The organism is Streptomyces uncialis (assembly GCF_001905345.1).
Taxonomy (GTDB): domain Bacteria; phylum Actinomycetota; class Actinomycetes; order Streptomycetales; family Streptomycetaceae; genus Streptomyces; species Streptomyces uncialis.
Genome location: NZ_LFBV01000006.1, coordinates 273,589 through 286,636, shown reverse-complemented (window position 1 = coordinate 286,636; position 13,048 = coordinate 273,589). Strand labels below are relative to the sequence as shown.

Annotated in this window: 11 protein-coding genes; 10 read left to right on the top strand and 1 reads right to left on the bottom strand. The window is 73.2% G+C overall.

The features are described from left to right. Positions 1–192: 192 nt before the first annotated feature. Complete coding sequence (locus AB852_RS23775; RefSeq protein ID WP_073792204.1) at positions 193–957, top strand: SAM-dependent methyltransferase; 765 nt, start codon at positions 193–195, stop codon at positions 955–957. 168 nt (positions 958–1,125) lie between these two features. After that, positions 1,126–1,857: an SseB family protein gene (locus AB852_RS23770; protein WP_073792203.1), complete on the top strand. Its 732-nt coding sequence runs from the start codon at positions 1,126–1,128 to the stop codon at positions 1,855–1,857. Positions 1,858–1,939: 82 nt separating this feature from the next. Here the strand turns inward: AB852_RS23770 and AB852_RS23765 are convergent, their stop codons facing one another. Beyond that, complete coding sequence (locus AB852_RS23765; RefSeq protein ID WP_073792202.1) at positions 1,940–2,326, bottom strand: DUF1844 domain-containing protein; 387 nt, start codon at positions 2,324–2,326, stop codon at positions 1,940–1,942. A 378-nt stretch (positions 2,327–2,704) separates the two neighbouring features. Here AB852_RS23765 and infC point away from each other — a divergent pair, with 378 nt between their 5' ends. The 8 genes from infC (at position 2,705) to AB852_RS23725 (ending at position 12,315) form a co-directional block, all read left to right on the top strand. Next, positions 2,705–3,415, top strand: a complete 711-nt coding sequence (infC, locus tag AB852_RS23760; RefSeq protein ID WP_073792392.1) for a translation initiation factor IF-3 — start codon at positions 2,705–2,707, stop codon at positions 3,413–3,415. 107 nt (positions 3,416–3,522) lie between these two features. After that, positions 3,523–3,717 (top strand): 50S ribosomal protein L35, encoded by a 195-nt coding sequence (gene rpmI / locus AB852_RS23755; RefSeq protein ID WP_019065473.1) that lies wholly within the window; start codon positions 3,523–3,525, stop codon positions 3,715–3,717. Positions 3,718–3,821: 104 nt separating this feature from the next. Further along, positions 3,822–4,208, top strand: a complete 387-nt coding sequence (gene rplT, locus AB852_RS23750) for a 50S ribosomal protein L20 (RefSeq protein WP_073792201.1) — start codon at positions 3,822–3,824, stop codon at positions 4,206–4,208. Between the two features lie 563 nt (positions 4,209–4,771). Further along, on the top strand, positions 4,772–5,617 hold the full coding sequence (locus tag AB852_RS23745; protein WP_073792200.1) for a TrmH family RNA methyltransferase: 846 nt from the start codon (positions 4,772–4,774) through the stop codon (positions 5,615–5,617). 327 nt (positions 5,618–5,944) lie between these two features. Further along, positions 5,945–7,102 carry a sensor histidine kinase gene (locus AB852_RS23740; protein WP_073792199.1) on the top strand — a complete coding sequence of 386 codons (1,158 nt, stop codon included), beginning with the start codon at positions 5,945–5,947 and terminating at the stop codon, positions 7,100–7,102. A gap of 235 nt (positions 7,103–7,337) precedes the next feature. Beyond that, a complete protein-coding gene (gene pheS, locus AB852_RS23735; protein WP_073792198.1) occupies positions 7,338–8,471 on the top strand; it encodes a phenylalanine--tRNA ligase subunit alpha in 1,134 nt (377 codons plus the stop codon). Next, complete coding sequence (gene pheT, locus AB852_RS23730) at positions 8,471–10,999, top strand: phenylalanine--tRNA ligase subunit beta (RefSeq protein ID WP_073792197.1); 2,529 nt, start codon at positions 8,471–8,473, stop codon at positions 10,997–10,999. Before pheS ends, pheT begins: the two co-directional genes overlap by 1 nt. Before the next feature lie 230 nt (positions 11,000–11,229). Next, entirely contained in the window at positions 11,230–12,315 is a 1,086-nt protein-coding gene (locus AB852_RS23725; protein WP_079184873.1) for a PP2C family protein-serine/threonine phosphatase, read from the top strand. Positions 12,316–13,048 lie beyond the last annotated feature (733 nt).

Below are 13,048 nucleotides of genomic sequence, written 5' to 3'. Positions count from 1 at the left end.
CCATACTGGGGAACCTCTGAGACGAACCTCAGCTTCCGCTGAGAATCCCCGGCGCCCTCCCACCGGACGTCGGCACGGGAGCGGGGACACCGGTACCGCCACCGCGACCGGTCTGGACACCGACCGGCCGCCGTCCGCGCGGAGCCGAAACCCGGTGTCCATGTCACCTTGAGATGGCTAGCGTGGCGTCACATGGACCGAACCGATCTTCCCCCACGCCTGACCCGGCTCACCTTCCACGGCCCCCTCTCCGAGGCCAGGGCCGCGCGGATCGTCACCAGACTCGCCCGGACCGGCCCCGCGACGGTGCTGGACATCGGCTGCGGCTGGGGGGAACTGATGCTCCGGGTCCTTGAGGCGACGCCGGGGGCCACCGGCCTGGGGATCGATCTCAACGCCGAGGACATCGCCCGGGGACGCGCGAACGCCGTGGCCCGGGGGCTGGCCGGTCGCGTCGAGTTCGTCGTCGGGTCCGCCGCCGGGACACCCCGCGGCCCCGCCGACCTCGTGCTGTGCCTCGGGGCCAGTCACGCGCTCAGCGACGAGACGCCGCCCAAGCACACCGCCGCCGCGCTCCACGCGCTGCGGGAGCGGGTCGCGCCCGGGGGACGGGTCCTGCTAGGCGAGGGCTTCTGGCAGCGGCCCCCCACCCCCGCCGAGCTGACCGGGATGTGGCCGGACGCCCGCGCCGACGAGTACCACGACCTCGCCGCGCTCGTCGCTCTCGCCGTCGAGGCGGGATTCCGGCCCGCCTGGATCGAGAGCGCCGACAGCGGCGAATGGGAGGAGTTCGAGTCCGGATACCTCTCCGACACCGAGGAGTGGCTGGCCGCCCACCGTGACCACCCGCTGGCCGACGAGACCCGCGCCCGCGCCGACCGGCACCGCGCGAGCTGGCTCGACGGCTACCGGGGAGTGCTCGGGCTGGCATACCTCACCCTGGTCCCCGTGGACTGACCCCGACCCGACCCGACCCGACCCGACCCGACCGGACCGGACCCGGCACCGACGGTGCGGGTACCGCACACGGCGTGAGCCGCCCGCACCGGGACCCACCCACCGCACCGCTCCGGCCCCCGGGACCCCACCGCACCGCCGCGCGGCGCGCCGATAGGCTCGGGCACCGTGGCGAACAAGAACATCCCCCAGCCCGGCTACTCCGACGACGACGGCTCCGCCGACCCCGTGCTGAGCGCCGCGCTCGCCGCCTGGGCCGCCGACCGGTCCGCCGAGGGACCCCTTCTCGAAGCGCTCAAGGGCACCCGTCTCCTCGTCCCGATGGTCGCGCTGCTCGGCGAGGTCGAGGAGGACGCGAACGGGCTGCGCCGCGAGAAGACCAGCGACATGGCGGTGCCCACCCTGAAGGCCCGGGGCCGCACCGCCCTGCCCGCCTTCACGTCCACCGACGCGCTCACCCGCTGGGACCCGGCCGCCCGGCCCGTCGCCGTCCCGCTGGAACAGGCGATCCAGGCCGCCGTCCACGAGAAGGCCGACACGATCGTCATCGACCTCGCGGGCCCCGTCGCGTACGAGCTGACCGGCCGTGCGCTGCTCGCCCTCGCGGAGGGCCGCACCACGCTCGACCCGCTCGCCGACCCGGTGGTCACCGACGCCGTACGAGCCGTCCTCGCCGCCGAGCCCGATGTGGCCGGCGCGTATCTGGGGCCGGGCCGCGCCGACGGCATCCTCGCCCTCGTCCTGGACCCGGCGGCCGTCCCCGCCGAGGCCATGCGGGCCGTCGCCGAACGCCTCGCCGCCGATCCGGCGCTGCGCGCCCGGCTCGTCCACGGCCTGGACCTCGCCCTGCTGCCGCCGGGCAGCACCCTGCCCGGCCGGCCCCTGTACCTCCGCGGCTGACCGCCCTGTCCCACCGCACAACGCGAAGGGCCCCGCCGGACGGCGGGGCCCTTCGTCCACGTTCCTGCGTGCGCGGGCGGATCTAGCCGTAGAGCGCTCCCGTGTACTTCTCGCCCGGCCCCTGGCCCGGCTGGTCGGGGACGACGGACGCCTCGCGGAAGGCGAGCTGGAGCGACTTCAGACCGTCACGCAGCGGAGCCGCGTGGAAGGAGCTGATCTCCGTGCCGCCCGCGTCCACCAGCCCGGCCAGCGCGTGGATCAGCTTGCGGGCCTCGTCCAGGTCCTTGTGGTCCGAGCCGTCCTCGGCGAGACCGAGGTTCACCGCGGCGGCGCTCATCAGATGGACCGCCACCGTCGTGATCACCTCGACCGCCGGGACATCGGCGATGTCACGGGTCAGGGTGTCGAAATCGGGGGCCGCGCCGTCGCTGTCCGCTGCGGCCGTGCTGTCAGGGGTGGCGTCACTCATGCCTCACACGATAGGCGCAGTCCCGTCCGGCAGGGGAGTGAGGCCCCGGCGGCGCGAATTAGCCGTGCCGTCGCGGAACTGTTAATCTGGGGCAACGACCGGTCGGGCATTCACGTGCCCGGCCCACAAGTGGAGGCTCCGCTCTCCCACCTGGCCGCTCCTAGGAGTGGCGGGTCACCGGTCAGGCGGTCATGTCGAGAGACATGGCACGCCCGAAGTCACGCCCCGCGATGTGTCGCGGCGGTGTTCCGGTATGCAAGGAGCCCCGCCCGTGATCGTCCGGGGCATTTTTCATGTACCGGCGCGGTCAGGTCGGACGAACACAGACTTTACGCGGCTGTCCGCCAGACCGTCGCGTGGTGCTACCGAGGAGGATCCATCAGCGCCGAGCCCCGCATCAACGACCGGATTCGCGTTCCCGAGGTTCGACTTGTCGGTCCCAGTGGCGAGCAGGTCGGAATTGTTCCGCTTGCCAAGGCCCTGGAGCTTGCGCAGGAGTACGACCTCGACCTGGTCGAGGTCGCGGCGACCGCCCGTCCGCCGGTCTGCAAGCTCATGGACTACGGGAAGTTCAAGTACGAGTCGGCCATGAAGGCCCGTGAGGCGCGCAAGAACCAGGCGCACACGGTCATCAAGGAGATGAAGCTCCGGCCGAAGATCGACCCGCACGACTACGACACCAAGAAGGGTCACGTCGTACGGTTCCTCAAGCAGGGCGACAAGGTCAAGATCACGATCATGTTCCGTGGTCGTGAGCAGTCCCGTCCGGAGCTCGGCTACCGCCTGCTCCAGCGCCTCGCGGAGGATGTCGCGGACCTGGGCTTCGTGGAGTCCAACCCGAAGCAGGACGGCCGGAACATGATCATGGTTCTTGGTCCGCACAAGAAGAAGACCGAGGCGATGGCCGAGGCCCGTGAGGCCCAGGCCGCCCGCAAGGCCGAGCGCCAGGCCCTCCAGCCCGGCCGTGTGCAGCACTCCTCGGCCGACGGCGAAGAGCTCCTGGACGCCGACGAGGCCGACGAGGCCCCCGAGGCTCCCGAGGCCGCCGCCGAGGAAGAGGCTCCGGCCGAGGCGTCCGCCGAGGCGTGATCCCTGGGCCTCGTGTCCGGGGATGTCCATCGATACACAGGACGCTCCACAGTGCCCGGTCCCCGGACCGGGCACCGGGGCGCCACCGACGAGGAGAGAACGGCGCTATGCCGAAGAACAAGTCGCACAGCGGTGCCAGCAAGCGCTTCAAGATCACCGGCTCCGGCAAGGTGCTCCGCGAGCGTGCCGGCAAGCGCCACCTGCTTGAGCACAAGTCGTCCCGTGTGACGCGTCGCCTCACCGGCAACGCCGAAATGGCTCCGGGCGACGCCAAGAAGATCAAGAAGCTTCTCGGCAAGTGATGTCGCGGCCCCCGCACACCGGGGCCGTACGACGTCAGGACCGGGACCCATTCGATACCGGGCCGTGTGAGGACCACCACGGCCCCGCTACAAGGAGTTAACAAGTGGCACGCGTCAAGCGGGCAGTCAACGCCCACAAGAAGCGCCGGGCGATCCTGGAGCAGGCCAGCGGTTACCGCGGGCAGCGTTCGCGCCTGTACCGCAAGGCGAAGGAGCAGGTCACCCACTCCCTCGTTTACAACTACAACGACCGCAAGAAGCGCAAGGGCGACTTCCGTCAGCTCTGGATCCAGCGGATCAACGCCGCTGCCCGTGCCAACGGCATCACCTACAACCGCTTCATCCAGGGGCTGAAGGCCGCGAACATCGAGGTCGACCGCAAGATCCTCGCGGAGCTCGCCGTCAACGACGCCAACGCCTTCGCGGCGCTGGTCGAGGCCGCGCAGAAGGCCCTGCCGAGCGATGTGAACGCGCCGCGCGCCGCCGCCTGATCGCTGCGCTCGCTTTCCGTGGTGACGTCCGGACCCGTGGACCTTCCGAGGCCCACGGGTTCGTCCGTTCCCCGCCCTGTCACCCCCGGGCCGTCCACCGCCGCCGCGCTGCCCGCCCGACCGCCTGCGGAAAGCCCGCTCCTCGCCCCTCGGCTGAGCCCGCACCCGGGAAACAGCCCTAGCCAGGCAGCACCGGGCCCCGTCCAGGGGCGCGAGGAACTGCGCAAAAGCGCACCACCCGCACCCGGCAATCAGCCCCAGCCAGGCAGCACCGGGCCCCGTCCAGGGGCGCGAGGAACTGCGCAAACAACGCAGCACCCGCACCCGGGAAACAGCCCCAGCCAGGCAGCACCGGGCCCCGTCCAGGGGCGCGAGGAACTGCGCAAAAGCGCACCACCCGCACCCGGCGATCAGCCCCAGCCAGGCAGCGCCGGGCCCCGTCCAGGGGCGCGGGGAACTGCGCGAAAAACGCAGCACCCGCACCCGGGGAACCACACCGACCGGGCAGCATCCCCCGCCGAAGCCCCGCGCAGCCCCCGCGCCGACCCCGAGGAGAGGCAACCATGACCCCGGCCCCCGAGCTGATCTCTCCCCGCTCCCCGCGGGTCTCCGCGGCCAAGCGTCTCGCCCGCCGCAACTTCCGCGGCAAGGAGCGGCTCTTCCTCGCGGAGGGCCCCCAGGCCGTACGCGAGGCCGCGGCCCACCGCACGGGCGGCGCCCCGACCCTCGTGGAGCTCTTCACCACCCCGGACGCCGCGGACCGCTACCCCGACATCCTCGCGGCTGCCCACCGCGCGGGCGCCCGCGTCCACCTCGCCGACGAGACCGTCGTCGCGGAGATCTCCACCACCGTCACCCCGCAGGGCCTCGTGGGGGTGTGCCGCTTCCTCGACACCCCCTTCGAGGAGATCGTCGCCGCCCGGCCCCGGCTCGTCGCGGTCCTCGCCCATGTCCGCGACCCGGGCAACGCGGGCACCGTACTGCGCTGCGCGGACGCGGCCGGCGCCGACGCCGTGGTCCTCACCGACGCGTCGGTGGACCTCTACAACCCGAAGGCGGTCCGCGCGTCGGTCGGCTCGCACTTCCATCTGCCGGTCGCGGTAGGCGTCCCCGTCGAGACGGCCGTCGGCCGGCTGCGCGAGGCGGGCGTACGGATCGTCGCCGCCGACGGCGCGGGTGACGACGACCTCGACACGGAACTCGACCGGGGCACCATGGGCGGACCCACCGCCTGGGTCTTCGGCAACGAGGCGTGGGGCCTGCCCGAGGAGACCCGCAGCCTCGCGGACGCCGTGGTCCGCGTCCCGATCCACGGCAGGGCCGAGAGCCTGAACCTCGCGACGGCCGCCGCCGTCTGCCTCTACGCCTCGGCCCGCGCCCAGCGCACCACCGGCGGCTGCCGGGCCTAGGCACCCGCCGCCCCGGCACGCCGACCCCCGCACCCATACCCGCCCATCTCCGTACCCGACCCGCGTACCCGCTCCGCGCACCCGTACCCGACCCGCGTACCCACACCCGCCTCCGTACGCGCTCCGCGCACCCGGGTCCGCCCGCGTGCCCCCGGGGCACATGCGCCCGGCACGCGCACCGGGGCGCACGTCCGCACCACCCCCGTCGGTCCCGCGCCGCCCAAGATCCCTGTAGGCCACCGGTGACTGGTAGTAGGGGACCGGGGGCTAGTAGGGTGACGAACTCGGGGGCCCACTGCACCAGTTCGAGAGGTGGGATACGGGGACATGGCTGTCGGCACCAGCGGCACGGCGGACGCGGACGGCGTGCGCGATCCGGCCGCCGCGTCCTGCCAGGACGCACAGGGCGTAGAGGAAGCACCGGGCGCGTTCGGGATCACCGCGGACGATCTGCCCGACGGACTCGTCGTCGCCGACGAGACCGGCCGGGTCATCTGCTTCAACGCCGCCGCCGCCCGGATCACCGCCGTCAGCCCCGCCGACGCCCTCGGCGCCCCGCTGGAGCTCGCGCTGCCGCTGGAGGACCTGGAGGGCCGCCGCTGGTGGCGGCTCACCGACCCGTACGGCGGACTCGTCATCCGGGGCGGCCAGCCCGAGCGGAACCTGCTGCTGCCCGGCGGCCGTGAGGTCATGGTCACCGCGCGCTACGTCCGTACCGCCCCCAAGGGCCCCGTACGGCGGGTGGTCGTCTCCCTGCGGGACACCGAGGGCAGACGCCGCACCGAACGCAGCCACGCCGAACTCATCGCGACCGTCGCCCATGAGCTGCGCTCCCCGCTGACCTCCGTCAAGGGGTTCACGGCGACCCTGCTCGCCAAGTGGGAACGCTTCACGGACGAGCAGAAGAAACTGATGCTGGAGACCGTCGACGCCGACGCCAACCGCGTCACCCGGCTCATCGCGGAACTCCTCGACATCTCCCGGATCGACTCCGGACGCCTGGAGGTGCGCCGCCAGCCGGTCGACATCGGCGCCGCCGTAGGGCGCCATGTCCAGGCCCATGTGGCCGCCGGGCAGCCCGTCGACCGATTCCTGGTCCGGCTGCGCCAGCCGCTGCCCGCCCTGTGGGCCGACCCCGACAAGGTCGACCAGGTCCTGAGCAACCTCCTGGAAAACGCGGTGCGCCACGGCGAGGGAACCGTCACCATCGAGGTGGAACCCTCACCGGGTCCGCGCGAGCCGGGCATCACCGGCACCGCGGTCACGGTCAGCGACGAGGGGCCAGGCATCCCGGAGGAGTCCATGAACCGTGTCTTCACCCGCTTCTGGCGGGGCAGCAAGCGCGGCGGCACCGGGCTCGGCCTGTACATCGTCAAGGGCATCGTCGAGGCCCACGGCGGCACGATCACCGTCGGACGCGGCCCCGACGGGGGCGCGCGGTTCCGATTTACCCTGCCCGTGGCGACCCCGGCCTATCTGGTCTGAGGAACCACGGGCGCCCCCACCCGCGGCCGGGAGCACCGGCCCGCGGCCAGGGAAGCCGCTCCGCCCCGTCCGGGGCCACCGGGCCACGGCGCGGGCGCGCCTCCCGACCCCGTTAGAATCGGCCCCTGGCACTTTTGCGTCCCCACTTCCGGGACGACACGTCGCCCCAGCGGGACGAGGCGTCCATGAGCCGGGACGGGGACCATCCGCCAGCCAATCGGAAGCACGGGAAGAGATGTCGGCACCGAACAAGTCGTACGACCCGGTCGAGGTCGAGGCACTGAAACCGCAAGAGATCGAGCGCGCGCGGGACGAGGCGCTCGCCGCCTTCGCCGCCGCGGGTGACCTCGCCGAGCTCCAGGAGGCCAAGATCGCCCACAGCGGCGGCACCTCCCCCCTGGCGCTCGCCAACCGCGAGATCGGCGCGCTCCCCCCGCAGGCCAAGGCCGAGGCGGGCAAGCGCGTCGGCCAGGCCCGGGGAGCCGTGAACAAGGCGTTCGCCGCGCGGCAGACCGAACTGGAGGCCGAGCGGGACGCCCGGGTGCTCGTCGAGGAGGCGGTCGATGTCACGCTGCCCTTCGACCGCGTCCCGGCCGGCGCCCGGCACCCGCTGACGACCCTCATGGAGCGCGTCTCCGACGTCTTCGTGGACATGGGCTACGAGATCGCCGAAGGCCCCGAGGCCGAGGCCGAGTGGTTCAACTTCGACGCGCTCAACTTCACGCCCGACCACCCCGCCCGGCAGATGCAGGACACGTTCTTCGTCGCCGGCCCCGAGGGCGCCGGCGCCGCGGAGGACGCCTCCGGGATCGTCCTGCGCACCCACACCTCGCCCGTTCAGGCCCGCGCGCTGCTCGCCCGTGAGCTGCCCGTGTACGTGGTGTGCCCCGGCCGCGTCTACCGCACCGACGAGCTGGACGCCACGCACACCCCGGTCTTCCACCAGATCGAGCTGCTGGCCGTCGACGAGGGCCTGACCATGGCCGACCTCAAGGGCACCCTGGACCATATGGTCCAGTCGCTGTTCGGCTCGGACATGAAGACCCGGCTGCGGCCGAACTACTTCCCCTTCACCGAGCCGTCCGCCGAGATGGACATGCTCTGCTACGTCTGCCGCGGCGAGTCCGTCGGCAACCCCGACCGCCCCTGCCGCACCTGCGGCAGCGAGGGCTGGATCGAGCTCGGCGGCTGCGGCATGGTCAACCCCCGGGTGCTCACCGCCTGCGGCGTGGACCCGGAGAAGTACAGCGGATTCGCCTTCGGGTTCGGCATCGAGCGGATGCTGATGTTCCGCCACAACGTCGAGGACATGCGAGACATGGTCGAGGGTGACGTCCGGTTCACCCGGCCGTTCGGGATGGAGATCTGATGCGGGTCCCGCTTTCCTGGCTGCGGGAGTACGTCGATCTCCCCGCCTCCGAGACCGGCCGTGACGTACAGGCCAGGCTGGTCTCCGCCGGCCTTGAGGTCGAGAGCGTCGAACAGCTCGGCGCGGGCCTCAAGGGCCCCCTCGTCGTCGGCCGTGTCCTGACCATCGAGGAGCTGGAGGGCTTCAAGAAGCCCATCCGCTTCTGCACCGTCGACGTCGGCACCGCCAACGGCACCGGCGCCCCGCAGGAGATCGTCTGCGGCGCCCGGAACTTCGCCGTCGGCGACAAGGTCGTCGTCGTGCTGCCCGGCGCCGAGCTGCCCGGCGGCTTCGCGATCGCCGAGCGCGAGACGTACGGCCGGGTGTCGCGCGGCATGATCTGCTCCAGCGACGAGCTGGGCATGGGCGACGACGGCACCAAGGGCATCATCGTCCTCCCGCCCGAGCACGAGGTCGGCACCGACGCGATCGAGCTCCTCGAACTCGTCGACGAGGTCCTCGACATCGCCGTCACCCCCGACCGCGGCTACTGCCTGTCGCTGCGCGGGGTGGCCAGGGAGACGGCCACCGCCTACGGGCTGCCGCTGCGCGACCCGGCGCTGCTCGACGTGCCCGGACCCAACGCCTACGGCTACCCGGTCCAGGTCACCGACCCCCGCGCCTGCGACCGCTTCACCGCCCGCACGGTCACCGGACTCGACCCCGAGGCCCGGTCCCCGATCTGGCTGAGCCGCCGCCTCCAGAAGGCCGGGATGCGCCCCATCTCGCTGGCCGTCGACATCACCAACTACGTGATGCTGGAGCTGGGCCAGCCGCTGCACGCCTACGACCGCGGCCGGGTCGACGGCCCCCTCGGGGTCCGCCGCGCCACCCCCGGCGAGAAGCTGACCACCCTCGACGGCGTCCAGCGGGTCCTCGACGCCGAGGACCTGGTGATCACCGACGACCGCGGCCCCATCGGCCTCGCGGGCGTCATGGGCGGCGCCCACACCGAGATCGCCGACCCGGTCACCGACCCGTCCACCGGTGAGGTCACCGGCACCACCGAGGTCGTCGTCGAGGCCGCCCACTTCGACCCCGTGACCGTCGCGCGGGCCGCCCGGCGGCACAAGCTGTCGTCCGAGGCGTCCCGGCGCTTCGAACGCGGCGTCGACCCGCTCGCCGCCTCCGCCGCCGCGCAGCGCACCGTCGATCTGCTGATCCTCCTCGCGGGCGGCAGCGCCGACGCGGGCGTCACCGAGTTCATCGGCCCGGACGCCCCGCACACCATCCGGATCTCCGCCGACCACCCCGACCAGGTCGCGGGCGTGACCTACGGCCGGGAGACGGTCGTCCGCCGCCTCCAGGAGGTCGGCTGCGACGTCTACGGGCAGGACGAGCTGATCGTCACCGTCCCGACCTGGCGGCCCGACCTCACCGACCCCAACGACCTCGCCGAGGAGGTCATCCGGCTGGAGGGCTACGAGAACCTGCCCTCCACCCTGCCGAGGCCCCCCGCGGGCCGCGGGCTCACCGACCGCCAGCGGCTGCACCGCCGCGTCGGCCGGGCGCTCGCCGGGGCCGGATACGTCGAGGCGCTCAACTACCCCTTCCTCGGGGAGCGCGCCCTCGACCAGCTCGGACTCACCGCCGACGACCCCGACCGCCAGGTCGTCACCCTCGTCAACCCGCTGTCCGACGAGGAGCCCGCGCTCCGTACGACGCTGCTGCCGGGCCTGCTCGCCACGCTGCGCCGCAACGACGGACGCGGCAGCCACGACCTCGCGCTGTTCGAGACCGGGCTGGTCTTCCACCCCCGCGCCGAGCAGCACACCGCGGACCGCCTCCCGGTGGACCACCGCCCCACCGACGAGCAGATCGTGTCGCTGACATCGGCGCTGCCCGTCCAGCCCCGGCATGTCGCCGTCGTCCTCGCGGGTGCCCGCGAACAGGCCGGCTGGTGGGGCAAGGGCCGTCCGGCCGACTGGGCCGACGCCGTCGAGGCCGCGCGCACCGTCGCCCGGGAGGCGGGCGTCGAGCTCGCCGTCGAGAGCGGCCGGTACGGGCCCTGGCACCCCGGCCGCTGCGCCGCGCTCCACGTCGTGGCCGACGGGGTCAAGACCCTGATCGGGCACGCCGGTGAGCTGCACCCCCGGGTGGTCAAGGCGTTCGGCCTGCCCGCCCGCACCTGCGCGACGGAACTGAACCTGGACGTCCTCCAGCAGGCGGGCGAAGGGGTGCTCCAGGCGCCCCGGATCTCCACCTTCCCGGTGGCCACCCAGGACGTCGCGCTCGTCGTGGACGACGAGGTCCCGGCCGCTTTCGTGGAGCACCAGCTCCGGCTGGGCGCCGGACCGCTGCTGGAGGACGTGCGGCTGTTCGACGTCTACACCGGCGACCAGCTCGGCGCGGGCAAGAAGTCCCTCGCGTACGCGCTGCGGTTCCGGGCGGCCGACCGCACGCTGACCGTCGAGGAGGCGTCGGCGGCCCGTGACGCGGCCGTCGCGCACGCGGCCGAGGCGGCGGGCGCGGTGCTGCGCGGCGCCTGACCCGCCCGGCGCGCGGGCCCGGCGAACAGGCCGCCCGCCGCCGCGAAACGCCTGATGAGGGGCGCGTCCGGAGTTCCGGACGCGCCCCTTCGGCGTGGCGCGGCACCGGCCTCACTCGTTCGGGTGGCAAGTCCGGCCGATCGCATCCAGCCGGGGCACCCGGTCGCGAGAATCGATCCGGCCCGTAAGGGTCGGCCGCGCGCGGCAGAGGCTACAAGGGGGCCGTCGGCATGATCCGTATCAAGGCCGGGGTTCCCCCGTGGCTCCGGTCCTCCGCGCGGGCGCTGGGCCTGCCCATGCTGTGGGGCGCGGTCGCGATCACGTACAAGCTCGTCTGTCCGCTGGCCCATGACGCGGGCTTCGGGGCCCGGCTCGTCACCGGCGCCGTGTTCTTCGCCGTGGGCACCGGGCTCGTCGTCCATGTGCGGTACGCCCTGCTGCGCGAGGTCCGCCAGATACGCAAGGTCGCCGCCGCCGCGCAGAACGTCCTGCTGCGGCCCCTGCCGCCCCGGGTCGCCGGGCTCGCCCTCGCGGGCGGTCAGCTCTCCGCCGAGCGGGGCGCGTCCGTGGGCGGCGATTTGTACGACGTCCTCGCCACCGAGCACGGGGTGCGGATCGTCATGGGCGATGTCCGGGGCCATGGACTCGCGGCGCTCTCCACGGTCGCCGCCGTGCTCGGCAGCTTCCGCGAGGCGGGCCACGACGAACCCGAACTCGCCGGGGTCCTGCGCCGGCTGGACCGCGCGCTCGCCCGTCATCTGGGGGAACGCGCGCGCTGCGAGCGGCCCGGCGGCGACCCGGGGCCGGACAGCCCCGTCGCCGAGGAGTTCGTGACACTCCTGCTGGTGGAGATCCGCGCCGACGGCGGCATCGTCGCCCTCAACTGCGGCCATCCCTGGCCCTACCGGCTGCGGTCGCTGAGCGGCCCCCGGGGTGTACGGGGCCGGGCCTTCCCCGTCACCGAGGCCGACCCGCTGCCGCCGCTCGGCCCCTTCCCGCTGCCCGCCGAACCGGCGCTGGTGCCCTGCGGGCCGCTGCTGCCCGGGGAGGCGCTGTTCCTGCACACCGACGGGGTCGCGGACGCCCGGGACGCCCGCGGCAGGTTCTTCCCGCTGGAGATCGCCCTGATCGAGGCCATCCGCTCCGACCCCCTGGCGCCCGACGCCGTGATCCGCGCCGTCTTCCGCCAACTGCTGCGCCACACCCGGGGACTGCCCACCGACGACGCGGCGGTCCTGGTGCTCCGCAACGACCGCGGCCGCACCCGCGCGGGCCGGGGCACCTATCTGCCCCGGCCCGCGCACCGGGTCGTCTGAACGGACGGGCACCCGTTCGGCCACGCGGTCCGGTCGGCCGCCGAGCACGCCGAGGCTGCGGTGGACACCCCGGCGCACGACCGGGGCCGGGTGCACCGGCTGGCCATGCTCAGCCGCGTCCAGCTCCGCCAGGGCCGGGTCGCCTTCGCTTGCGCTTCCTAGGTCTGTCCGGCTGGGCGTACTTCGTTGCTGTGCCGTCGCTCGGTGGGTTTGCGCAGTTCCCCGCGCCCCTTTGGGGCGCGTTCTGTCTGTTCTTCGGGTCGGTGCCGGTCGGGATTCTCCGTCCTCGATCCGACACGCTCGGCACGACGTGTCGTTACCCGACTGAAGAGCATCGGAGTCTGCGAGCAGAGATTCCCGCCCACCCCCTTCGGCAGCAGCGCGACCGCGCGAGGAGAGTGGTTTGAACCCCGGCCCCGGTTGCTGACAGCCCGCAGACGGAGGACAGCCCCAGTTGGGCGCCCCTTCAGGGGCGCGGGGAACTGCGCCCCATGTGGAACCAGTACAGGAACAAGTGGGCTCGGGTGCGGTTGCCCAGGGGCGCGGGGAACTGCGCACTCCCGTCCGGCCCGCACGGGCGAAGGTGCGTTCAGGTGGGGAGACCTGGTGCCGCAGGCGAGGGCGACCCGCACAGGGACGAGTGGGCTCAGGTGCGGTTGCCCAGGGGCGCGGGGAACTGCGCACCCCGGTCCGGCCCGCACGGGCGAAGGTGCGTTCAGGTGGGGAGACCTGG